General features: G+C 63.2%; 21 protein-coding genes and 2 tRNA genes. 19 read left to right on the forward strand and 4 right to left on the reverse strand.

All coding sequences use genetic code 11. The annotated features are described in order from the left end of the window. The first annotated feature begins 42 nt into the window (after positions 1 to 42). The 9 genes from NKK51_RS09395 (at position 43) to NKK51_RS09435 (ending at position 7,607) form a co-directional block, all read left to right on the forward strand. Positions 43 to 591: a histidine phosphatase family protein gene (locus NKK51_RS09395; protein ID WP_352552434.1), complete on the forward strand. Its 549-nt coding sequence runs from the start codon at positions 43 to 45 to the stop codon at positions 589 to 591. Between the two features lie 229 nt (positions 592 to 820). Then, positions 821 to 894: transfer RNA gene (locus NKK51_RS09400), tRNA-Lys, on the forward strand. Between the two features lie 2 nt (positions 895 to 896). After that, positions 897 to 970 (forward strand) — tRNA-Asn (locus NKK51_RS09405). 346 nt (positions 971 to 1,316) lie between these two features. Next, the gene (locus NKK51_RS09410; RefSeq protein WP_023812260.1) at positions 1,317 to 2,459 is read left to right on the forward strand and encodes a slipin family protein; all 1,143 of its coding nucleotides are present in this window, start codon (positions 1,317 to 1,319) and stop codon (positions 2,457 to 2,459) included. 194 nt (positions 2,460 to 2,653) lie between these two features. Next, positions 2,654 to 2,974, forward strand: a complete 321-nt coding sequence (locus tag NKK51_RS09415) for an acyl carrier protein (RefSeq protein ID WP_352552436.1) — start codon at positions 2,654 to 2,656, stop codon at positions 2,972 to 2,974. Between the two features lie 56 nt (positions 2,975 to 3,030). Continuing rightward, positions 3,031 to 4,221 (forward strand): beta-ketoacyl-ACP synthase, encoded by a 1,191-nt coding sequence (locus tag NKK51_RS09420; protein ID WP_128303982.1) that lies wholly within the window; start codon positions 3,031 to 3,033, stop codon positions 4,219 to 4,221. Between the two features lie 51 nt (positions 4,222 to 4,272). Beyond that, entirely contained in the window at positions 4,273 to 5,544 is a 1,272-nt protein-coding gene (locus NKK51_RS09425; protein WP_023812263.1) for a beta-ketoacyl-ACP synthase, read from the forward strand. Positions 5,545 to 5,581: 37 nt separating this feature from the next. Then, complete coding sequence (locus tag NKK51_RS09430; RefSeq protein WP_127291678.1) at positions 5,582 to 6,610, forward strand: zinc-binding dehydrogenase; 1,029 nt, start codon at positions 5,582 to 5,584, stop codon at positions 6,608 to 6,610. 13 nt (positions 6,611 to 6,623) lie between these two features. Then, positions 6,624 to 7,607 (forward strand): lipid A biosynthesis lauroyl acyltransferase, encoded by a 984-nt coding sequence (locus NKK51_RS09435; RefSeq protein ID WP_352552543.1) that lies wholly within the window; start codon positions 6,624 to 6,626, stop codon positions 7,605 to 7,607. A 61-nt stretch (positions 7,608 to 7,668) separates the two neighbouring features. Here NKK51_RS09435 and NKK51_RS09440 read toward each other — a convergent pair whose 3' ends face one another. Next, positions 7,669 to 8,097 (reverse strand): L,D-transpeptidase, encoded by a 429-nt coding sequence (locus tag NKK51_RS09440; protein WP_023812266.1) that lies wholly within the window; start codon positions 8,095 to 8,097, stop codon positions 7,669 to 7,671. 222 nt (positions 8,098 to 8,319) lie between these two features. Between NKK51_RS09440 and NKK51_RS09445 the strand changes: the two genes are divergently transcribed. The 5 genes from NKK51_RS09445 (at position 8,320) to NKK51_RS09465 (ending at position 14,939) form a co-directional block, all read left to right on the forward strand. Then, on the forward strand, positions 8,320 to 9,600 hold the full coding sequence (locus tag NKK51_RS09445) for an acetylornithine deacetylase/succinyl-diaminopimelate desuccinylase family protein (RefSeq protein WP_128303980.1): 1,281 nt from the start codon (positions 8,320 to 8,322) through the stop codon (positions 9,598 to 9,600). 162 nt (positions 9,601 to 9,762) lie between these two features. After that, positions 9,763 to 11,241 (forward strand): ABC transporter substrate-binding protein, encoded by a 1,479-nt coding sequence (locus tag NKK51_RS09450; protein ID WP_352552438.1) that lies wholly within the window; start codon positions 9,763 to 9,765, stop codon positions 11,239 to 11,241. A 265-nt stretch (positions 11,242 to 11,506) separates the two neighbouring features. Further along, positions 11,507 to 12,454, forward strand: coding sequence for an ABC transporter permease (locus NKK51_RS09455; RefSeq protein WP_352552440.1), 948 nt, complete (start codon positions 11,507 to 11,509; stop codon positions 12,452 to 12,454). Further along, complete coding sequence (locus NKK51_RS09460) at positions 12,451 to 13,320, forward strand: ABC transporter permease (protein WP_352552441.1); 870 nt, start codon at positions 12,451 to 12,453, stop codon at positions 13,318 to 13,320. Before NKK51_RS09455 ends, NKK51_RS09460 begins: the two co-directional genes overlap by 4 nt. Next, positions 13,317 to 14,939 carry an ABC transporter ATP-binding protein gene (locus NKK51_RS09465; RefSeq protein WP_352552443.1) on the forward strand — a complete coding sequence of 541 codons (1,623 nt, stop codon included), beginning with the start codon at positions 13,317 to 13,319 and terminating at the stop codon, positions 14,937 to 14,939. The genes NKK51_RS09460 and NKK51_RS09465 overlap by 4 nt, the downstream gene beginning before the upstream one ends. A 21-nt stretch (positions 14,940 to 14,960) precedes the next feature. Here NKK51_RS09465 and NKK51_RS09470 read toward each other — a convergent pair whose 3' ends face one another. Beyond that, on the reverse strand, positions 14,961 to 15,392 hold the full coding sequence (locus tag NKK51_RS09470) for a TerB family tellurite resistance protein (RefSeq protein WP_352552444.1): 432 nt from the start codon (positions 15,390 to 15,392) through the stop codon (positions 14,961 to 14,963). Between the two features lie 146 nt (positions 15,393 to 15,538). Between NKK51_RS09470 and NKK51_RS09475 the strand changes: the two genes are divergently transcribed. The 4 genes from NKK51_RS09475 to NKK51_RS09490 all read left to right on the forward strand — a co-directional run bounded on the left by NKK51_RS09475 (position 15,539) and on the right by NKK51_RS09490 (position 17,971). Then, entirely contained in the window at positions 15,539 to 16,324 is a 786-nt protein-coding gene (locus NKK51_RS09475) for a TSUP family transporter (protein ID WP_352552446.1), read from the forward strand. A gap of 52 nt (positions 16,325 to 16,376) precedes the next feature. Continuing rightward, positions 16,377 to 16,547: a hypothetical protein gene (locus NKK51_RS09480; RefSeq protein WP_352552448.1), complete on the forward strand. Its 171-nt coding sequence runs from the start codon at positions 16,377 to 16,379 to the stop codon at positions 16,545 to 16,547. Positions 16,548 to 16,649: 102 nt separating this feature from the next. After that, positions 16,650 to 17,480, forward strand: a complete 831-nt coding sequence (locus NKK51_RS09485; RefSeq protein WP_352552450.1) for a helix-turn-helix domain-containing protein — start codon at positions 16,650 to 16,652, stop codon at positions 17,478 to 17,480. Positions 17,481 to 17,551: 71 nt separating this feature from the next. After that, on the forward strand, positions 17,552 to 17,971 hold the full coding sequence (locus tag NKK51_RS09490; protein WP_352552452.1) for a VOC family protein: 420 nt from the start codon (positions 17,552 to 17,554) through the stop codon (positions 17,969 to 17,971). 276 nt (positions 17,972 to 18,247) lie between these two features. On the opposite strand, the gene NKK51_RS09495 is transcribed toward NKK51_RS09490, so the two are convergent. Both NKK51_RS09495 and NKK51_RS09500 read right to left on the reverse strand, forming a co-directional pair. After that, on the reverse strand, positions 18,248 to 19,720 hold the full coding sequence (locus NKK51_RS09495) for a cobyric acid synthase (protein ID WP_352552454.1): 1,473 nt from the start codon (positions 19,718 to 19,720) through the stop codon (positions 18,248 to 18,250). Then, positions 19,720 to 20,334, reverse strand: a complete 615-nt coding sequence (locus NKK51_RS09500; protein WP_352552456.1) for a dimethylsulfonioproprionate lyase family protein — start codon at positions 20,332 to 20,334, stop codon at positions 19,720 to 19,722. The genes NKK51_RS09495 and NKK51_RS09500 overlap by 1 nt, the downstream gene beginning before the upstream one ends. Positions 20,335 to 20,483: 149 nt before the next feature. On the opposite strand from NKK51_RS09500, the gene NKK51_RS09505 reads away from it, so the two are divergent. Next, positions 20,484 to 21,653: an isobutyryl-CoA dehydrogenase gene (locus tag NKK51_RS09505; RefSeq protein ID WP_352552457.1), complete on the forward strand. Its 1,170-nt coding sequence runs from the start codon at positions 20,484 to 20,486 to the stop codon at positions 21,651 to 21,653. The last annotated feature ends 5 nt before the right edge of the window (positions 21,654 to 21,658 follow it).

Here is a 21,658-nt window from a genome sequence, read left to right on the forward strand (position 1 = left end):
GGTCACCGGAACCCATTGCCGGGAACCGGAGAAGGATAGCGGATGATTCGATTTCTCTTGGCGTTGCTCCTGCTTGTTGTCCCCGGCGTGGCGCACGCCACGGATGCAGGCTGGGCGCTGCTGCGCGATGGCGGGCATGTCGTGCTGCTGCGTCATGCCATGGTCACCGGCACCACCGATCCGGCCAATTTCGACATCGACAGCTGCGCCACCCAGATGAACCTGTCGGCGCGCGGCAAGCAGCAGGCAAGCAAGATCGGCGCTCTGTTCGCCGCTCGGGCGGCACCGATCGAGCGCGTGCTGTCCAGCCGCTATTGCCGCTGCCTCGAAACCGCGCGCATCGCCTTCGAGGCCGAGCCGGAGCTGTTTGCGCCGCTTGATCTCCTGAAGAGCGATCCGGCCGAGAAGGCAGCACAACTCGACGCGATCATGAAGGAGATCCGCGCCTATTCCGGTTCCGACAATCTGGTCATGGTCACCCATCTGGAAGACATCGTGGCGCTGACCGGCATCTCGCCGCGCGAAGGCGAGGCCGTGGTCGTGGAGCCGCAGGGCGATGGCCTGCGCGTGCTCGGCCGCGTCACCTTCTGAGCGCCCTGCGCGCGATCGCTGACGTCGAAAGCGGTGTTGCCGAAATGCCACCGCCGCAAGAAGCCGTAAATCCGCCACGACAATGCCGCTTGCGACAACCCGTCGCAGGGGCTATAGGCGCGCTCCCGGTCACGAGAACCGAAGTGAGCACAACGGTTGGAGCTTTCGCCTCCGCCCGTGCAGGCGGCATTGCCGCCCTGTATACGGCGCCGCATTGGGGATTGGGATCGCGGATGTAGCTCAACTGGGAGAGCGCCGGATTTTGTCCGGAGGTTGTGGGTCCGAGTCCCGTCGTCTGCACCACGGATAGCTCAGCTGGAAGAGCATCAGATTGTTAATCTGACTGTCGAAGGTTCGATTCCTTCTCCATTGGCCTCCAAGCCATCCGAAAAACGGTCCGGGGACTGGAATGCGAAAGACTGGACGGATGGCCCAAGCCCTCGGGCGCGGATCATCCCAAGCGTCTTTTGCCATCGGCTCGCGGCCAGGCCCGCGGTGACGATCAAGGCGCAGTGTCGCCGGCAAAGGAAGCTTCGGCCTCCGGCGCCCGCTTCGCTGCCCCGCGATCCGCTCCCGAAGGCCCGCCACGGATTGATGCCACCAGTCCCCGGATCATTCGTGCCCGGACGATGACGCAAGACGATGATGTGAAACGAGAAACGAAAGGAACGATCGACGCATGACTTGACCCCTCGCATGGGGCCATGCCCGACAGGAGTGAAACAATGACAATTCTCGACAAGGTTCTTGGACGCGAGCGCGTCCTCGTAAAGGAAAACGAACGTGCCCTCACCCTCCACAAGGGTGAGATCAAGACTGTCCTGCTGCCGGGCGAACATTGGCTCGCCAACCGGCGCGGCAGCCTTGAAGTGTCCCGGCACGATCTGAAGAACCCGGAATTCGTTTCGGCATACGAGAAGGCGTTGTTCGACAAGCTCCCGGATGTGGCCGCGCGTCATTTCACCGTCGTTCGCACCGGGCGCACGGATGTCGCCATTATCGAGCGTGACGGCAATCTGCACGCCGTTCTGGCGCCGGACCGCAAGCTCGTGCTGTGGACGGATGCCGGTCCGTGGAAGGTGACGCTGATCGACACATCGGTCGATCTCGCCATCGATGCGGCGGTCATGCGCCGGCTCGGCCAGGCCCGGAAGGCGGAATTGATGTCCGTCCATCCGGTCGTCGACGGTCAGGCCGGACTACTGTTCATCGACGGCGTCCTGGTCAGGACGCTGACGGCGGGCGTGCATGGCTTCTGGAACGTCGGACGCATGGTGCAGATCAAGGTCGTCGACCTCAAGCGCCAGTCGCTCGACGTTGCCGGGCAGGAAGTGCTGACCAAGGATCGCGTGACGATCCGCGTCAACATCGCAGCCGAATACCGGGTCGTCGATCCTGTCAAGGCGGTGAGCATGGTGAAGGACTTCTCCGAAGCCCTTTACCGCGCCCTGCAGTACGCCTTCCGCAAGACCCTTGGCGCGCTGACACTCGATCAGATCCTTGAAAAGAAGGTGACGATCGACGAGGAAGCCGCTGGCAAGGTCCGCGCCGATATGGCCGAGATCGGGGTGGAGGTCAGCGATATCGCCCTCAAGGATGTCATCCTGCCGGGCGAGATGCGCGAGATCCTCAACCAGGTGGTGTCGGCCGAAAAGCAGGCCGAGGCCAACATCATCCGTCGCCGCGAGGAGACGAACGCGACGCGTTCCCTCCTCAACACGGCCAGGGTGATGGCGGAAAACCCGGTGATGCTGCGGTTGAAGGAGCTTGAGGCTCTGGAAACCATCGCCGGCAAGGTCGAGCGGCTGACCGTCCACAACGGAACGGGCGGGCTGCTGAACGACCTGGTCAAGCTCCGCGACAGCTGATGCATGTCGCCCAAAGTGGTTCCGGTTTTGGGAAAACGACATGCCTCGAAACAAAGGCTGACGTAGCGTCAACAAGAAGGGCCCCCGGGTAAACCGGCGGCCTTCTTGCGTTTTCCGGACACCCTACCCATCTGCGCCCGGCGTATCAGGCCTTTTCCTGCCGGGAAAAACCGATTAGACAGCGCCCAAACCAGATGCGGACAGATTCCGCCCGCAACCGAAGGAAAAGCCCCTTGTCCACCACGTTCGACAAAGTCGCCAAGATCATTGCCGACACCAGCGAGATCGATATCGAAACCATCACGCCCGAGAGCCACACGATCGACGATCTCGGCATCGACAGCCTCGATTTCCTCGACATCGTCTTCGCCATCGACAAGGAATTCGGCATCAAGGTGCCGCTGGAAAAGTGGACCCAGGAAGTTAACGACGGCAAGGCTTCGACCGACGATTACTTCGTCATGAAGAACCTGTGCGCCAAGATCGACGCACTGGTTGCCGCCAAGACCGCCTGACTTCGGTTGAGCGCGCGATCTTGACGCGCCCTGCCGCCTGACCCACAAAGCCGCTCATGAGCAGCCCCCGCGACGTCGTCATCACTGGTATCGGCCTTGTCTCCTCGCTGGGGGAAGGTCCGGACGCCCATTGGCAGAAGCTCGCGCAGCCGGGCCTGGAACCGGTGCTCGAAGCGGCGCGCTTTGCACCCTATACCGTTCATCCATTGCCGGAGATCGACTGGAACCTGCAGATCGCCAAACGCGGCGATCAGCGCCAGATGGAAACCTGGCAGAGGCTCGGCACCTATGCCGCAGGCCTGGCGCTGGACGACGCCGGCATCAAGGGCAATGACGAACTCTGCACGACCATGGACATGGTTGTGGCCGCAGGCGGCGGCGAACGCGACGAGGCGGTCGATGCCGCCATTCTCGCCGCTTCGGAAAGCCGCAACGACCGCGATGTGCTGCTCAACGAGAAATTGACCACCGAATTGCGGCCGACACTGTTCCTGGCCCAGCTTTCCAATCTGCTCGCCGGCAACATCTCCATCGTCCACAAGGTGACGGGCTCATCCAGAACCTTCATGGGTGAGGAAGGTGCCGGTGTCGCCGCCGTCGAGACGGCAGCCGCGCGCATCCGCTCCGGCCAGTCGACGCACATCCTGGTCGGCGGTGCCTTCCAGACCGAACATTCCGACATGCTGCTCGGCTATGAACTCGCCGGCTATTTGCATCGCGGCCCGTGGAAGCCGGTCTGGCAAAGACAGGGGGCTGAGGGCGGCGGCGTCGTGACTGGATCCGGCGGTGCCTTCCTGGTGCTGGAGCAGCGCGAACACGCGACAAGCCGCGGACGAAAGATTTATGCCGAGCTTGGGCCGGTCGTCTCCGGCCGCGCCAGGCGCCCACGGGGAGAACTCGACACCGAGATCGCCGCACTGCTCAAGCAGGCTGCAATGCCGAACGGCAAATTACTGGCCCTGTCGGGCGCGTCAGGCGCCCATATGGCAACCATCGCCGAGAAAGCAGCGCTCGACGCCAATCCGGCGATTGCCGCGCGCGGCTTCTCGACGCTGACCGGGCACATGAAGGAAGCACAGTTTCCCTTCGCCGTGGCACTGGCGGCGCTGGCCGTCGATCGCAAGGCCGCCTACCCCGTTTTTGACGCCGCAGCCGAGAAGCCGTTCGAAGGGGTTCCCGCAACCGTCCTTGCAACGGCGATCGGCTATCACCAATTCGAGGGCATGGCGCTGATCAACGCCGCCTGAGGCGGTGTTCCACGATCCATGCTGCAACGATAAACGCTCGAGGGCTCCCGCATGGCCAATCTGAACGATCATATGGGCAGGCCGATCGTCGCCGTCACCGGCATCGGCGTGGTGACCTCGCTTGGCGTCGGCAAGGCCGACAATTGGGCGGCGCTGACCTCGGGCAAGTCGGGCATCCACCCGATCACCCGTTTTCCGGTCGATCATCTCAACACCCGCATCTCCGGCATGGTCGACTTCCTGCCATCGAGCTCGAAGGGCTCCAGCCACCTCACCTATGAACTGGCGGAAACCGCCGCGCGTGAGGCCGTGGCCGAATCCGGCCTCGATTCCGGTGATTTCGGTGGTCCTCTCTTCCTCGCTTCACCGCCGGTCGAACTCGACTGGCACGACCGCTTCGCGCTCTACAATTCCAACAAACTGGACTCCGGCGGCGAACGGCTGCTGCGGGTGGCGCGCGGATTGAAGGAACTAGACATTTTCGAGACCACGCAGTTCGGCTCGATCGCCGACCGGCTTGCCGACCGTTTCGGCACACGCGGGCTGCCGATCACGCTGTCGACCGCTTGCGCTTCCGGCGCCACCGCCATCCAGCTCGGTGTCGAGGCGATCCGCCGCGGCGAATGCGACCGGGCGCTGTCGATCGGCGCCGACGGTTCGGCAACCGCCGAGGCGCTGATCCGCTTCTCGCTGCTGTCGGCGCTGTCGACCCACAACGACATTCCCGAAAAGGCGTCAAAACCCTTCTCCAAGGAGCGCGACGGCTTTGTGCTGGCCGAGGGCTCCGGCGCTCTCGTGCTGGAATCGCTGGAAGCCGCGATGGCGCGCGGCGCCACGATTCTTGGCATCCTGCGCGGCTGCGGCGAAAAGGCGGACGATTTCCACCGCACCCGCTCGAAGCCGGACGCTTCGCCGGCGATCGCGGCGGTCCGTGCTGTGCTTGCCGATGCCGGCTTGAGCGAAGACGAGATCGACTACGTGAACGCTCACGGCACTTCGACGCCCGAAAACGACAAGATGGAGCATCTGTCGCTGTCGACCGTGTTCGGCGAGCGGATCGGCTCGATGCCGGTCTCGTCGAACAAATCGATGATCGGCCACACGCTGTCGGCCGCCGGCGCGGTCGAGGCGGCGTTCTCGCTGATGACGATGCGCGAAAGCGTCATTCCGCCGACCATCAACTATGACAATCCCGACCCCGCGATCGTGCTCGACGTGGTGCCGAACAAGAAGCGCAATGCCGAGGTCCGCACCGTTCTGTCGAACTCCTTCGGCTTCGGCGGCCAGAACACTTGCCTTGTCATGGCGCGGGAACCGGTCTAAGCGACCTTTTTCAGCCAGACCGAAACCGACAGGCCCAATGCGCGCATTGCAACTTATCGAGGACCGCCGTCTTGAAACGGTGGACCTGCCGCCCCCCTCACCGCCGGCACTTGGCGAAGTCACGCTGCGCATCAAGGCGGTGGCGCTGAACCATATCGACGTCTGGGGCTGGCGCGGCATGGCCTTCGCCAAGCGCAAGCTGCCTCTGGTCGTCGGCGCCGAAGCCTCCGGCGAGGTCGAGGCGGTAGGCCCCGGCGTTTCCAGCCTGCTGCCCGGACAATTGGTATCGATCTACGGCGCGCGCACCTGCGGCCTCTGCCGAGCCTGCCGCGAAGGCCGCGACAACCTCTGTGAACATGTTTCGGGTGTGCACGGTTTCCATCTCGACGGTTTCGCGCAAGAGAAAATCAACCTGCCGGCTCGCCTGCTGGTCCCTGCCCCGCCCGGCGTGACCGACATCGGCGCGGCGGTCGCGCCCGTCACCTTCGGCACGGTCGAGCACATGCTATTCGACAACGCCAGGCTACAGCCCGGCGAGACGATCCTTATCCATGCCGGCGGATCCGGCATCGGCTCGGCGGCCATCCAGCTGGCCAAGCGGATGGGCTGCACCATCATCACCACGGTCGGCTCCAACGACAAGATCGACAAGGCCAAGGCGCTCGGCGCCGACCATGTCATCAACTACCGCGACGACCGTTTCGAGGGCGTCGTGCGCAAGCTGACCAAGAAGAAGGGCGTCGATGTCGTCTTCGAACATGTCGGCGCCGACACTTTTGCCGCCTCGATGTTGTGCCTGAAGCGTGGCGGCCGCCTGGTGACCTGCGGTTCGACTTCCGGCGTGTCGACGCAGATCAACCTCATGCAGCTGTTCCAGCAGCAATTGAAACTGCTTGGCTCCTTTGGCTGCCGCATGGAGAACATGGCAAACGCCATGCAGAAAATGGCGGCGGGACAGGTCGCACCTGTCATCGACACCGAAGTCGACTTCGACGGTATAGATGCCGCGCTGAAGCGCATGGAAGGCCGCGACGTGTTCGGCAAGATCATCCTGCGCGTCGGCTAGAGCCTTGACCTCTGTGTTCAAGAAGTTCCGCCGGGATCTAAAATTTCGTTACGGCAGGCAACTGCGCCAGCTCAATTACTGGCTGGTGGCGCGGGCGGCTATGATGATCATCTCGGTCCTGCGTCTGCTGCCGGCCGACAGTGCGCTGAATTTCGCCGACCGCGTCGCACGCCTGGTCGGCCCCCGGGTGGGACGCCATCAGGTTGCCGTCGACAATCTGCGCAAGGCCTATCCGGAAAAGAGCGAAGCCGAGATCCAGGCGATCGCCTCCGACATGTGGGGCAACATGGCCCGTCTTGCCGCGGAATACATCTTTCTCGACGCCCTCTTCGACTATGACCCCACGGCCATCAAGCCCGCCCGCATCGAGGTCAAAGGAGCGGACCACTTCGTCGAAATCGCTGGCGAACAGAAGCCGCACATCGTCTTTACCGGCCATCTCGGCAATTTCGAATTGCTGCCGGTGGCGGCGGCGACCTTCGGCATGAACATCACGGCGCTGTTTCGGCCGCCCAACAATCCTTATCTTGCCGACTACATCCTCTCGACGCGCCGCTCGACCATGGGCTCGTTGCTGCCATCGATGGCCGGTGCTTCATTCGCCTTGGCCGGGGTCCTGGAGAACGGCGGCAACATCGGCATCCTTGTCGACCAGAAATTCTCCAATGGACTGGATACGACGTTCTTCGGCCGTCCGTGCCAGAGCAATCGGGTGCTGGCCACCCTTGCCCGTCACTATGACTGCGACGTCTATCCGGCGCGCTGCATCAGGCTGCCAGGCAACCGCTTCCGGCTCGAAATCGAGGACAAGCTGACATTGCCGCGCACCGCTGACGGCAGCGTCGATGTCCACGCCACCACCCAGCGTCTCAACGATGTCGTCGAACGCTGGGTGCGAGAAGATCCCGGCCAGTGGATGTGGTTCCACAAAAGGTGGGAGATCAGCGGCGGGCGTCGAAAGCGGCCCTCGCAGGCAAAAGCGGTCCCAAACGCTTAAACAGAACTGCTGGCGAGGGTGTTAGCCCTGCGCCAGCCGACAACAGCGAACCTGAATCTCTTCAGTTCGTCACGACAATCCGCGTATTGCCGAAGCCGGCTTGCCGAACCATCGCATAGAAGGCGGCGGCGTTGGTCGGGTGCAAGCGCACACAGCCATGCGATGCCGGGCGCCCGAGCTGCCTCACCGCGCCGGTGCCGTGAATGGCATAGCCGCCGCGGAAGAACACGGAATGAGGCATCGGCGACATGTCGTATTTGCGCGAATACCACATCCGCGCCGTCCGTTGCGGCCGATAGCTGCCGCGCGGGGTAATGTAGCCTTTGCGCGCGGTGGAGACGCTCCACCGGTAAACCGACGCACCATATCTGACGGTCATCGTCTGCGACGACACGTCAATATTTGCAACGAGGCTGGCTGCCCAGCCCTGCCCCGAAGCACCGAACAGCATCGCAACAAACACGGCTGCCATGAGAACTGTCTTTTTCATGCGATCAAACCCCTTTGATTGCCCCTAACCTGCCTGCCCTCAAATTGTCTTTCATCTTTTTAATGGCAGATGAACGGGCTAACACACACACCTTGACCAATTCGCCAATCCAAAGCAGCGAATTTGAACGATTTCCCGCAATAGTTGCCGCAACGACACGCCGCCCAGGCTCGATCACCAACGGGCTTGCAAAACCGCTGAGATCACTGCTCAACTCTGGGCATGAACGAGCGACTCCTCCGGGCAATCGATGACAGGCGCGACGATGTCGTCGCGCTGACCACTGAGCTGATCCGTTTTCCGACCATCAATCCACCCGGCGAGGCCTATCGGCCATGCGCCGAATATCTCGGCGCGCGGCTGAAGAAGAGCGGTTTCGAGACCGAATTCATCCGCGCCGAAGGCACGCCCGGCGACACCGACCGCTACCCGCGCGTCAATGTCGTTGCCCGTTTCGACGGAAGATCGTCAGGCGCCTGCGTCCACTTCAACTCGCACATCGACGTGGTCGAAGCTGGCGACGGCTGGACCGTCGATCCTTTTGCCGGCATCGTCAAAGACGGCAAGGTCTACGGCCGCGGCGCCTGCGACATGAAGGGCGGTCTTGCCGCCTCGATCGTCGCAGCCGAAGCCTTCCTGGAAGTCTTCCCCGATTTTCCCGGCGCCATCGAAATATCCGGCACGGTCGACGAGGAGTCCGGTGGTTTCGGCGGCGTCGCCCATCTGGCGAGCCTGGGCTATTTCTCGAAGCCCAGAGTCGACCACGTCATCATACCCGAGCCACTCAACAAGGACCGCATCTGCCTCGGTCATCGCGGTGTCTGGTGGGCCGAGATCGAGACCAAGGGGGAGATCGCGCACGGCTCGATGCCGTTTCTCGGCGACAATGCCGTACGTCACATGGGCGCCGTGCTGAGGGCTTTCGAGGACGAGCTGTTCCCCGCACTCGACCGCAAGATGACGCGCATGCCGGTCGTGCCCGAAGGGGCAAAACGCTCGACCATGAACATCAATTCGATCCATGGCGGCCAGACCGAGGACTTCCGGCCCGGCCTGCCGTCGCCCAACGTGCCCGACTCCTGCCGGCTGACCATCGACCGCCGTTTCCTGCTGGAGGAAGATCTCGACACCGTCAAAGGCGAAGTGACCGGTATTCTCGACCGGCTAAAGCGCGAGCGGACAAAATTCGACTACGAAATCCGCGACCTGATGGAAGTGCTGCCGCTGATGACCGAGCGCGACGCCCCGGTGGTCAAGGCGGTTGCGCAAGGCATCATGGCGATCTTCGACCGCGAACCCGACTATGTCATTTCGCCCGGCACCTACGACCAGAAGCACATTGCGCGCATCGGCCATATCTATGATTGCATCGCCTATGGGCCGGGCATTCTCGACCTCGCGCATCGGCCGGACGAATGGGTCGGCATATCGGACATGGTGGAATCGGCCAAGGTGATGGCAATAGGGCTCAACGTGCTGCTGCGCGGCACAGCCGCGGAATAAGGTGCGCACCGCGACAAGCTTCGACCTGCCGATGCGGTCGCCAGGACAAAAACATTCCCGGCCCCGCCAACGGGCAGAACGAAACGCAATTTACTCCGTGGCGAAATCACGCTTCTATCGCCCGGGTTCGAGCACGTGTCTGAACGCATGGGGAGTTGCACGATGAAATTGTGGAAAACCATTCTGGCGGCCGCGGTGCTGTCGCTGGCCGCCGGCACCTCCGCGTTTGCCGCGCGAACCGACCTGGTCATCGGCATTCCGCTCGAACCCCCGCATCTCGACCCAACCGCAGGTGCCGCCGCGGCAATCGACGAGGTTCTCTACGCCAATGTGTTCGAGGGGCTGACACGCATCGGGCCGAATGGCGAGGTGCTGCCGGATCTGGCCGAAAGCTGGACCATTTCCGATGATGGAAAGGTCTACACCTTCAAGCTGCACACCGGCGTGAAATTCCATGACGGCACCGACTTCGACGCCAGCGACGTGAAATTCTCGCTCGATCGAGCCCGCGCCGAAAATTCCGTCAACGCACAAAAGGGCCTGTTCGCCGCCATCGACAAAGTCGACGTGGTCGACCCGGCAATCGTCAAGGTCACGCTGAAAAACCCGCAGGGCTCGTTCCTCTACAATATGGGCTGGGGCGACGCGGTAATCGTGGCGCCGGAATCTGCCGATACCAACAAGGAGAAACCGATCGGCACCGGCCCGTTCAAGTTCCAGAGCTGGGCCAAGGGATCGTCGATCACCTTGGTCAAATCGGATAACTACTGGGGTACGCCGGCGTCCCTCGACAAGGCCGAGTTCCGCATGGTGCCGGATGCAGCCGCCTATGTGCCGGCGCTGCTCTCGGGCGACATCCAGGCTTTCCCGTTCTTCGATGCCGACAGCGTCGCCCAGGTCAAGGACGACCCGCGCTTCAAGGTTGTGATCGGCGCGACCGAGGGTGAGACCATCCTGTCGATCAACAACAAGAAGCCGCCTTTCGACAAGCTGCAGGTAAGACAGGCGATCTCCTACGCGCTCGACCGCAAGGCGATCATCGACGGCGCCTCGGCCGGCCTCGGCCAGCCGATCGGCTCGCATATGTCGCCGGCCAACAAGGACTATGTCGACCTCACCGGCCGCTACCCGCATGATGTCGCCAAGGCCAAGGAACTGCTGAAGGAGGCAGGCCTCGAGAACGGCTTCAAGGCGACGCTGAAACTGCCGCCGCCCGCCTATGCGCGGCTCGGCGGCGAGATCATCGCTTCACAACTTCGCGACGTCGGCATCGATCTGGAAATCATTCCGGTCGAATGGGCACAGTGGCTGGATCAGGTGTTCACCAAGAAGGATTACGACCTGACCATCGTCTCCCACACCGAGCCCAACGACATCGATATCTATTCGCGCAAGGACTATTATTTCAACTACGACAATCCGGCTTTCGACAAGGTGATCGCCGATCTCGGCGTCACCTCCGACGAAGCCAAGCGCAAGGAATTGCTGGGGCAGGCACAGAAGATCCTGGCCGACGATGCCGTGGTCGGCTTCCTCTACGAATTGCCGAAGGTCGGAGTCTGGGACGCCAAGCTGCAAGGGCTGTGGGAAAACGCACCGATCCAGGCCAATGATTTGACCAAGGTGAAGTGGTCGGATTGAAGACTCAGGCTGCCTGGCGGAACTTGCGCTCCGTCACACCCCCCTCTGCCCTGCCGGGCATCTCCCCCGCAAGGGGGGAGATCGGCAGTTTGGCCGATGGTGCACCCTTTGCAACCTTCTTGGTCTGCGCACCGTCAACGATTGGCGAAAGCCTCGATGAGAGCACAATCTCCCCCCTTGCGGGGGAGATGTCCGGCAGGACAGAGGGGGGTGTGCGGGAACGCAACCTTTGCCCGGTGGACAAAATAACAGTGCCTCCGCTTCCATGACCGCCTATCTCCTAAAACGCATCGCCGTCGCCATCGCCACGCTGCTGCTGGCTTCCATGGTGGTGTTCGCCGTGCTGGAGATCCTGCCCGGCGATCCGGCACGGCTGATGCTGGGCATGAACGCAAGCGCCGACCAGATCGAACTTCTCCGCAACCAGATGGGCCTCAACGCTCCACTGGCTTGGCGCTATCTGCACTGGGCCAGCGGCCTGCTCAGCCTCGATTTCGGCCGCTCCTACACCTATTCGGTGCCGGTCATCGATCTGGTGCGCGAGCGGCTTGCCGTCTCGCTGCCGCTGGCGCTGATTGCGCTTGCGCTCTCCACCATCATCGCGATTCCCGTTGGCCTGTTTTCCGCCAGCCGACGTGGACGCGCCGGTGATACGATTTCGATGGGTGCCGCACAGCTTGGCGTCGCCGTGCCCAATTTCTGGTTCGCGCTGATGCTGATCTATGTGTTCGCCGTCTGGCTGCGGCTGGTCCCGGCCGGTGGGTTTCCCGGCTGGAGTGCAGGCGTCTGGCCAGCCCTGAAATCGCTGCTGCTGCCGGCGGTGGCTCTCGCCTTGCCGCAAGCCGCGATCCTGGCGCGCGTCACCCGCTCGGCGCTGATCGAGGTGCTGAACGAGGACTATATCCGCACCGCCCGCGCCAAGGGCCTGCGCTATCGCGCAGTCTTGTGGCGGCATGCACTGCGCAACGCCATGATCCCGGTGCTGACCATTCTGGGCCTGCAGTTCGCCTTTCTGCTTGCCGGCACCATCATCATCGAGAATGTCTTTTACCTGCCCGGCCTCGGCCGGCTGGTGTTCCAGGCCATCACCCAGCGCGATCTGATCGTCGTCGAAAGCGTCGTCATGCTGCTGGTCGCCGCCGTCATCGCCGTCAACCTTCTCGTCGATCTTTCCTATGCGGTTGTCGATCCGCGCCTGAGAAGCCGGCAATGACACTGCACATCGACATCCCAGAGGAGACGTTCGGCAGCATCCTGGTCAAGGCATTCAGGAACACCGCCTTCGTGGCCGGTTTCGTCATCACCCTGCTGATCCTGGCAATGGCAATCGTCTCCTATGCGTGGACGCCCTACGACGTCACCAAACTGGTGATATCGGACAAGACGCAAGCCCCCTCTCTGACGCACTGGTTCGGCACCGATCATTTCGGCCGCGACATCCTGTCGATGGTCATGGTCGGCGCCCGCAATTCGATTGCTGTGGCGCTGGTCGCGGTTGGCATCGGCATGGGGGTCGGCGTGCCGCTCGGCGCCTTTGCCGCGGCACGCGGCGGCCTCGTCGACGAGGCACTGATGCGGCTGAACGATCTCGTCTTCGCCTTCCCGGCTTTGCTGTCGGCGATCATGATCACCGCCATCTTCGGGCCGGGCGCGATCAACGCCATCATCGCCATCGGCATCTTCAACATCCCGGTCTTTGCCCGTGTCGCCCGCGCCGGCGCGCTGGCGATCTGGCCGCGCGAGTTCATTCTGGCCGCGCGCGCCGCCGGCAAGAGCAGCACGCAGATCACAATCGAACATGTGCTGCCCAACATCGCCACGCTGCTCCTGGTGCAGGGCACCATCCAGTTCGCGCTGGGCATCCTGGCCGAGGCCGGGCTTTCCTATCTGGGCCTGGGTGCCCAGCCGCCGATGCCGAGCTGGGGCCGCATGCTGTTCGACGCGCAGACCCGCATGGTGGTGGCGCCATGGATGGCGATCTTTCCGGGCATGGCGATCGTCGTCGCCGTGCTGGGACTGAACCTGCTGGGCGACGGCATTGCCGACATCCTCGATCCGAAATCGCGGCGGCAGCGATGAGCCTGCTCGACATTGAGAACCTGTCGCTGACTATCGGCGACACGCAGATCCTCAGGGGTGTGGAGCTTTCCGTCGCGCCCGGCGAGGTGATGGGGCTGGTCGGCGAATCCGGTTCGGGCAAATCGATGACCGCGCTGACGGTGATGCAGCTTCTGCCCCATGCCGCGCGCGCCACCGGACATGTCACATTCGACGGCATCGACATCCTGGCAGCAACCGAGGACCAGATGTGCGCGCTGCGCGGCGACGACATCGGCATGGTCTTCCAGGAGCCGATGACGGCGCTCAACCCGGTCAAGACCATCGGCGAACAGGTTGCCGAAGGCATACGCTGGCACACCAAGGCCAGCCGCGCCGAGGCCGAAGACCGGGCGCGAAAAATGCTCGACCGTGTCGGCTTGCCCTCGGCGAAATTCCCGATGTCGCGCTATCCGCATGAACTGTCCGGCGGCCAGCGCCAGCGCGTCGTCATCGCCATCGCCTGCGCGCTGAAGCCGAAGCTGCTGATCGCCGACGAGCCGACGACGGCGCTCGACGTGGTGCTGCAGGCGCAGATCCTCGACCTCTTGCGCGACCTCGTCGCCGAAAGCCGCATGGGCCTGCTCCTGATCTCGCATGACCTCGCCGTGGTCACCGAGATGGCCGACCGCATCACCATCCTGCGCGGCGGCGAGGTGATGGAAGCCGGCGACACGGCGCGCACGCTGTCCGAACAGCTCCATCCCTATACGCGCCAGCTGGCGCAGGCCTCGATGCATGTGCCGGCGCGCGCCAGGCCGCATGGCATCGAGGCGGGCCATCCCCTGCTTCTGGTCGAGGGCGTGACGCGCGACTATCCCGGCCGGCGCACTTCGCTGTTCAAGCGTGCGCCTGGTATCCGAGCCGTCGACGACGTGTCCCTGTCGATGGCGCCGGGTCAGTCAGTGGCGCTGGTCGGCCGCTCCGGTTGCGGCAAGTCAACGCTCGCCCGCATGATCCTGGCGCTGGACCAGCCAAGCTCGGGCACGATCCGGTTCCGAGGCGAGACCGTCACCGGCAAGAGCGAAGCCGAGCTGAAGCCGGCCCGCCGTGACATGCAGGTCGTCTTCCAGGATCCCTACGGCTCCTTCGACCCGCGCCAGACGGTCGAAAAACTGGTCGCCGAACCCCTGCATGTACTGGAGAAAAAGCCGACACGCGCCGAGCGCCGCGAGATGGTGGCGCATGCGCTGCACGAAGTCGGTCTCGGCATCAGCGACATGGACAAATACCCGCACGAATTTTCCGGCGGCCAACGCCAGCGCCTGTCGATCGCCCGCGCCATCATCACCCGCCCGAAACTGGTCGTCGCCGACGAGCCGGTCTCGGCGCTCGACGTCTCGATCCGCGCCCAAATCCTCGATTTGTTCGCCGAACTCAACCAGAAGCTCGGCATCGCCTATCTCTTCATCACCCACGACCTGACCGTCGCCCGGGCCATCACGGACGAGGTGCTGGTCATGCATGACGGCAAGATCGTCGAGCGCGGCAAGACAAACGAGGTGCTGGATCACCCGCAGTCGGAGGCGGCCAAGGCACTTGTCACCGCAGCCCCTGATTTACACCGGGCGATCGCCAAGCGGCTGCGAGAGCAAGGCTGATCAGGAGAGAAGGCGGCCCAATCACTCCTGCGGCTTCACCACATCGACCGGGCTGATATCGAGCAGGTCGAGCGTGCGGCGCAGCAGGCGCACCTCGCTCTCGGCCAGTTGCGAATCGGCCTTGGCGATCTCCGCCATATGTTTGGCCAATTGCCGGCGCCGCTCGATGTCGAGATCGCGGAACAGTGCAATCGCCTGCGAGCCGTTGGTCTCGTAGCCGAACTCGTTGAGATATTCGATGACGCTGTCGATGCTGCTTTCCTGAATGCCGAAGGCGTCCTTGCAGATGCGCCGGAAGGCAACCATCTCGCTCTCGCTGACCGACCCATCGGCCAGGATCATGCGAAACAGCATCAGCAGTTCCGCCGATAGGACCGGATCGTCCGCCACCTTGCGCACACCCGGGTCGCCGTCGAATATCTGACGTATCTGGTCCAGCAATGCGAATGCCATCAGGAGCCTCTTTCCGGTTAACCACACAAATACAAATCCAAGCGCGATGCGCTTGGATAGAGGTAGCGCGGAATCGACCTTGCGCAAACAGGGCGGCCGTGGTCGAACGCCCGATATTTCAGCCGGCCGGACACCCCATACACCAGATGATCGACCTTAGCATCCAGACCGTCGCCATGCTCGCCTTCGCCGCCTTTGCCGCGGGCTTTGTCGATTCGATCGCCGGCGGTGGCGGGCTGATCACGGTGCCGGCGCTGCTGCTTGCCGGCTTCACGCCGGTCCAGGCGCTCGCCACCAACAAACTCCAGGGCATGTTCGGTTCGGGCTCGGCGACCATCCACTACGCATCGAAGGGTCATGTCGACCTCCGCCGGCAATTGCCGTCGGCGCTTCTGGCCCTTGTCGGAAGCGCCATCGGCGCCTTGCTGGCAACGATCGTGCCGGGTGACATTCTGCGGGCTGCCCTGCCTATCGTGCTGATCGCCATCGCGCTCTACTTCGCGTTCAAGCCCAACATGAACGACATCGACCGCGCCGAGCGGCTGTCGCCCTTCCTGTTCGGACTGATCCTTGTGCCCGCCATCGGCTTCTACGATGGCCTGTTTGGACCGGGCGCAGGCTCCTTCTACATGCTGGCGTTCGTGGCGCTTGCCGGCTATGGCGTGCTCAAGGCGACGGCGCATACCAAGCTGCTCAACTTCGCCTCCAACATCGGCGGCTTCATCGTCTTCGCGGCCTTCGGCGTCGTCTACTGGAAGATCGGCCTGATGATGGGCGTTGCCCAGTTCCTCGGCGCCCGCGTCGGCGCCAGCCTGGCCATGCGCATCGGCGCAAAACTGATCAAGCCGCTGCTGGTAATCGTGTGCCTGGCGCTTGCTTTGAAGCTGCTGGCCGACCTGGCGAACCCACTGCGCGCCCTGATTGGTGTGTGATCACGCGCCCTGATAGAATGCCGCTGTTCGAATCATGTTGGAGGAGCCACACATGAATCTTAGCGCACCTACGCAGATCGTTTTTATCATTTCCGTTGTTATCGCCATCGTCGGCGCACTCGCCGCGCTTGGCGTTCTTGCGTTCATTCCACTCGCATCGGTGTGGATTGTTCTTATCGCTTTCATCGTGCTTGCCGGCGGCTGCTTGATGCGCGGCGCCTGACCATTTCCCTTGAAGTGGGGACGAGGAGCGCCCGGCCAAAAGCCGGGCGCTTTTGATTCCGGCCTCGAGTCTGCTAGATTTGACTTGGCGCAAGGATGGCCAATGCCCGTCGATATGCAACCCCAGCAAGAGCAGGACCGATCCGTCGCCGGGCGGTTCGAGATGCGCCGGCGCCTGCCCGACCCTCGACTTGAGGGCATTGTGTCAGACATTTGCGGCTATCGCGAAATGGCGCCCGGCCATATGCGCAACGTCGAATACGCGTCGCTCACCGTACCGCTGGTCATCAGCTTCGCCGAACCCTTCGCCATCGGCCTCGGTAAGGCGCCCGGCGACAATGACCGCTTCGCCAGTTTCGCCGCCGGTCTCTATGCCGGACCGGTGGTGATCGAATCCTTCGGCGGCGCCTGCTGCGTCCAGGTCAACTTCACGCCGCTTGGCGCACGCCGTTTCTTCCGCCTGCCGATGAGCGAGCTGGCTGACAGCATGGTCGCCCTCGACGACGTGCTTGGCGCGCAAGGCATGGCGCTGCGTGAACGGCTTGGCAACGCGCCGGACTGGGCCACGCGTTTCGACGTGGCCGAAGCCTTCGTCACCGCCCGTCTCGAGAATGCCGCAGAGACGCCGCTCGAAATCGCCTGGGCCTTTGACCGTATCATCACGTCCGGAGGCCGGACCCGCATTTCATCGATTGCAGAAAGACTGGGCTGGAGCCGCAAGCATCTCGCCAGCGGTTTTTCCAACGCCATCGGCATCGGCCCCAAGACGCTGTCGCGCATCGTGCGCTTCAACCGCGCGCTCGGTCTGTCGAGGCAGCAGACCGCCGACTGGGCGGATATCGCCGCCGATTGCGGTTATGCCGACCAGGCGCATCTCGTGCGCGAGTTTCGTGATCTTGCCGGCGAGACGCCAACCTCGCTTTCAGTCAGGTAACATTTCTTCAAGACGCTGGAACGGCCTTTGAGCGGGGTGGGTTATCGACCAACCCAATGAAGGAGGTTCCCATGCCAACCACCACTGAAGCGCCGCGGCTTTACCCCGCTTTGCGCTACAAGAACGCGGCAAAAATGATCGACTGGCTGGGCGAGGCTTTCGGCTTCAGCGTCCGGGCCCGCTATGGCGAAGGCGATGTCGTGCACCATGCCGAACTGGTCTTCGGCTCCTCAATGATCATGCTGGGCACGGTGCGCGACGACGACTACGGCAAGATGGTCGGCGAGCCCGGCTCAGGCGGCGGCAAGTCGATCTACATTGCAGTCGATGATGCCGATGCCGCCTATGCCAAGGCCAAGAAGGCCGGCGCCACGATCATCCAGGAATTGACCAACCGCGACTATGGCAGCCGCGAATTCATCTGCCGCGACCCGGAAGGCAATGTCTGGTCCTTCGGCACCTACTGGCCGAAGGGAAGCGAAAGGGCCTGAACGACCATCGCCAGCGCTTGAAGTCGGCGAAAGCGTCCGAACTTCGTCATACCAGGGCGAAGCAGGAGCGAAGCTCCGTCGCGGAGACCCTGGTATCCATGCCGTGACCTCAACCAAAGAGTGCAACGGAGCAGAATTCTGCACCGAAGCAACGCTTCGAAGTCGCGGCATGGATCCTCGGGTCTGCGCCGCGTCGCTACGCTCCTTGCTCCGCCCGTGGATGACGACGTGATGGGCGTTTATCGCTAGTTGCCAAGGTGGTTCGCCAAACGGGCTCTATCGAGCCAGCGCAAAGATCGCGTCGCAGTCGAGATAAGTCTCCAGCTCGGCTGCGACCTCGTCCAAGGCCCGCTCGACCTCGGCCCGATAGTCGATGCCACCGCCCTTGATGCCGAGGCTTTCGAGGAATTTCCCGCGAAAGCCGTCGGCGCCAAACAGACCGTGCATATAGGTGCCGATCACCTTGCCGTCGGCCGACACCGCCCCATCCTCGATGCCATTGATGATTGCCGACGGCCGCAGCGTATCCGGTCCGGTGGTGCGGCCGAGATGGATTTCGTAGCCTTCGAGCGGCAAGTCGAATTGCACCGAACGGGCGCTGATATTGCGCACCGTCTTTTCCGGTTCCATCACCGTTTCGACGTCGAGCAGGCCTAGCCCTTCGGCTTCGGTGACGCTGCCCTCGACGCCGTCGGGATCGCGGACAGCACGGCCGAGCATCTGGAAACCACCGCAAATGCCGACGACATGGCCGCCGCGCTTGCGATGGGCCAGCAAGTCGCGATCCCAGCCGTTCTCGCGGAATTTCAGGAGATCGCCGATCGTCGACTTGGAGCCCGGAATGACCACCAGTCCGGCATCGGCCGGCAGCGGCTTTCCCGGCGGCACGAACACCACCTCGACCTGCGGTTCGGCCTTGAGCGGGTCGAGATCGTCGAAATTGGCGATGCGGCCAAGCATCGGCACCGCCACCTTCAGCGCGCGCGCTTCGCCGGATGCCAGCCGTTCCAGCACCACCGAATCTTCCGAAGGCAGGCGTGCCGCCGCCTTCAGCCACGGAACGACACCGAAACAGCGCCATCCCGTGAATGTCTCGATCGACTTCAGACCGTCGTCGAACAGCGAAACGTCGCCGCGAAACTTGTTGATGAGGTAGCCGACGATCATGCGCCGGTCCTCTTCCGGCAGGATCAGATGCGTGCCGACGACCGAAGCGATGACGCCGCCGCGATCGATGTCGCCGACCAGCACCACCGGCACGTCGGCGCGCGTGGCAAAGCCCATATTGGCGATGTCGCGGCTGCGCAGGTTGATCTCGGCCGGCGAACCGGCGCCCTCGACGATGACCAGATCGGCGCCCTCGCCGACCTTGCCCCAGGAGTCCAGAACGGCATCCATCAGCCGGCCTTTCAGTGCCTGGTAGTCGCGCGCCCGCGCTTCGCCGAACACCTTGCCCTGCACGATGACCTGCGCGCCGACATCGGTCTGCGGCTTGAGCAGCACCGGGTTCATGTGGACCGATGGCGCGACGCCGCAAGCGATCGCCTGCAGCCATTGCGCGCGGCCGATCTCACCGCCGCCAGCTTTGTCGCCGGGAATATCGGCGACAGCGGCGTTGTTCGACATGTTCTGCGGCTTGAACGGCCGCACGTTCAGACCACGGTTCTTTGCCGCGCGGCAGAGGCCGGCGACCAGCACCGTCTTGCCGACATCCGAACCCGTGCCTTGCAACATGATCGCTTTGGCCATCAGCCCCTGCCCTGCGCCACGGTTCCGGTAATATCGGATTTCTGCGCCAGCGGCCCGCCGCGCCAGATGTAGAGCGCCAGCAATGGGTCCTTGCCGGTGCGCATGGCGTGATTGACGTTGGACGCGTGGTGGACGACCTCGCCGGCCGTGCGCATGCAAAAGCCGCTCTCGCCCATGCGCCATTCGGTACCGCCGGTCAGCGGAATGTAGATTTCCTCGGCAATGTGATGGTGGTCGGGATAGACGATATCAGGCCCAAGGATCAGCACGCCGGCGGCGACCGCGTCATTGGCGAAGTGGCCTCGGTTGCCGAACACTTCCAGCCAGCCGTAATTGTCGATGAACTCTTTTCCGAAATCCGCCTCGCTGTAGGTCTGCCCCCAGCGGAAATCATTCCGACGCTCGGCAAGCAGTTGCACCAGCGGCTTGGCACCCGACGGCGCCAGTTCGGCGGCGCGATCAAGATGGCGCTGGCAGGCAAGCGGATGTGGCTCCAGCGTGCGGGCCGGCATGCCCCAGCCAATGCGCGCCACGGCTTCGCGCACCAAGGCGTGATCCACGGACGCAAGGTATGCGTGGAACCGGCCCAGCAGTTCATCGAATTTTGTCGTCACATTGTGCTCCGGACATGCATTGATGCACAGCCGCTCCCCAAATGGCCGGTTGATAGGCTCGGGTTGCGCGGCGGCATCATTGGTCTAGATTGGTGCGCGCGCAAAGCCAAAAACGACAGGCCAACAGGTCGAAGATTAGGGAGCACGCCATGGACGCCGCGGTCGATGCGAGCACCAGCCAGTTCGAACTTAACGAGGAGCAGCGCGCCATCCAGGAGATGGCGCAGGCCTTCGCCGCAGACCGTGTCGCGCCGAATGCGTTAGACTGGGACTGCAACAAGCATTTCCCGGCCGACGTGATCCGCGAGACCGGGCCGCTCGGCCTTGGCGGCATCTATATCAGCGATGACGTCGGTGGTTCCGCGCTCGGCCGGCTCGATGCCGTACTGATCTTCGAGGCGCTTGCGCACGCCGATCCGGCCTTCTCGTCCTTCATCTCGATCCACAACATGGTGGCCTCGATGATCGACCGTTTCGGCAATGACGAGCAGCGCCAGCGCTTCCTGCCCAAGCTCACGTCGATGGAATGGCTGGCGAGCTACTGCCTGACCGAGCCCGGCTCCGGCTCCGATGCCGCGGCGCTCAAGACCCGTGCGGTCAGGAGCGGCGACGACTATGTCCTCAACGGCACCAAGCAGTTCATCTCCGGCGCTGGCGACAGCGATGTCTACGCCGTCATGGTGCGCACCGGTGCCGAGGGGCCGAAAGGCATTTCCACCATCATCGTGCCGAAAGACGCGCCAGGCCTCTCCTTCGGCGCCAACGAGCACAAGATGGGCTGGCACATGCAGTCGACCCGCCAGGTGATTTTCGAGGATTGCAAGGTGCCGGCGGAAAACCTTTTGTCCGGCGAAGGCGCGGGCTTCGGCATCGCCATGGCCGGGCTCGACGGCGGCCGGCTGAACATATCAGCCTGTTCGCTGGGCGGCGCGCAGTCGGCGCTCGACAAGGCGCTTTCCTACACCGCCGAGCGCAAGGCCTTCGGCTCGAAGATCAACCAGTTCCAGGCGCTGCAGTTCAGACTGGCCGACATGGAGACCGAGCTGCAGGCGGCGCGTATTTTCCTTTATGCCGCCGCCTCGAAGCTCGACAGCAAGGCGCCGGATGCCGGCAAATGGTCGGCGATGGCCAAGCGCTTCGTCACCGATACCGGCTTCAACGTCGCCAACGACGCACTGCAGCTGCTCGGCGGCTATGGCTACCTGCATGACTACGGCATCGAGAAGCTGGTGCGGGACCTGCGGGTACACCAGATCCTGGAAGGCACGAACGAGATCATGCGCGTCATCATCGCGCGGGCGCTGATTGGTAGGCAGTAGGCAGT

Source organism: Mesorhizobium sp. M0011, from assembly GCF_040324155.1.
In the GTDB taxonomy this organism is placed as follows: domain Bacteria; phylum Pseudomonadota; class Alphaproteobacteria; order Rhizobiales; family Rhizobiaceae; genus Mesorhizobium.

Excerpts from the sequence above, each read along its gene's own strand:
- NKK51_RS09395 (WP_352552434.1), top strand. The coding sequence starts at position 43 with ATGATTCGATTTCTCTTGGCGTTGCTCCTGCTTGTTGTCCCCGGCGTG.
- NKK51_RS09410 (WP_023812260.1), top strand. The coding sequence starts at position 1,317 with ATGACAATTCTCGACAAGGTTCTTGGACGCGAGCGCGTCCTCGTAAAG.
- NKK51_RS09415 (WP_352552436.1), top strand. The coding sequence starts at position 2,654 with ATGCGGACAGATTCCGCCCGCAACCGAAGGAAAAGCCCCTTGTCCACC.
- NKK51_RS09420 (WP_128303982.1), top strand. The coding sequence starts at position 3,031 with ATGAGCAGCCCCCGCGACGTCGTCATCACTGGTATCGGCCTTGTCTCC.
- NKK51_RS09425 (WP_023812263.1), top strand. The coding sequence starts at position 4,273 with ATGGCCAATCTGAACGATCATATGGGCAGGCCGATCGTCGCCGTCACC.
- NKK51_RS09430 (WP_127291678.1), top strand. The coding sequence starts at position 5,582 with ATGCGCGCATTGCAACTTATCGAGGACCGCCGTCTTGAAACGGTGGAC.
- NKK51_RS09440 (WP_023812266.1), bottom strand. The coding sequence starts at position 8,097 with ATGAAAAAGACAGTTCTCATGGCAGCCGTGTTTGTTGCGATGCTGTTC.
- NKK51_RS09445 (WP_128303980.1), top strand. The coding sequence starts at position 8,320 with ATGAACGAGCGACTCCTCCGGGCAATCGATGACAGGCGCGACGATGTC.
- NKK51_RS09450 (WP_352552438.1), top strand. The coding sequence starts at position 9,763 with ATGAAATTGTGGAAAACCATTCTGGCGGCCGCGGTGCTGTCGCTGGCC.
- NKK51_RS09455 (WP_352552440.1), top strand. The coding sequence starts at position 11,507 with ATGACCGCCTATCTCCTAAAACGCATCGCCGTCGCCATCGCCACGCTG.
- NKK51_RS09460 (WP_352552441.1), top strand. The coding sequence starts at position 12,451 with ATGACACTGCACATCGACATCCCAGAGGAGACGTTCGGCAGCATCCTG.
- NKK51_RS09465 (WP_352552443.1), top strand. The coding sequence starts at position 13,317 with ATGAGCCTGCTCGACATTGAGAACCTGTCGCTGACTATCGGCGACACG.
- NKK51_RS09470 (WP_352552444.1), bottom strand. The coding sequence starts at position 15,392 with ATGGCATTCGCATTGCTGGACCAGATACGTCAGATATTCGACGGCGAC.
- NKK51_RS09475 (WP_352552446.1), top strand. The coding sequence starts at position 15,539 with ATGATCGACCTTAGCATCCAGACCGTCGCCATGCTCGCCTTCGCCGCC.
- NKK51_RS09480 (WP_352552448.1), top strand. The coding sequence starts at position 16,377 with ATGAATCTTAGCGCACCTACGCAGATCGTTTTTATCATTTCCGTTGTT.
- NKK51_RS09485 (WP_352552450.1), top strand. The coding sequence starts at position 16,650 with ATGCCCGTCGATATGCAACCCCAGCAAGAGCAGGACCGATCCGTCGCC.
- NKK51_RS09490 (WP_352552452.1), top strand. The coding sequence starts at position 17,552 with ATGCCAACCACCACTGAAGCGCCGCGGCTTTACCCCGCTTTGCGCTAC.
- NKK51_RS09495 (WP_352552454.1), bottom strand. The coding sequence starts at position 19,720 with ATGGCCAAAGCGATCATGTTGCAAGGCACGGGTTCGGATGTCGGCAAG.
- NKK51_RS09505 (WP_352552457.1), top strand. The coding sequence starts at position 20,484 with ATGGACGCCGCGGTCGATGCGAGCACCAGCCAGTTCGAACTTAACGAG.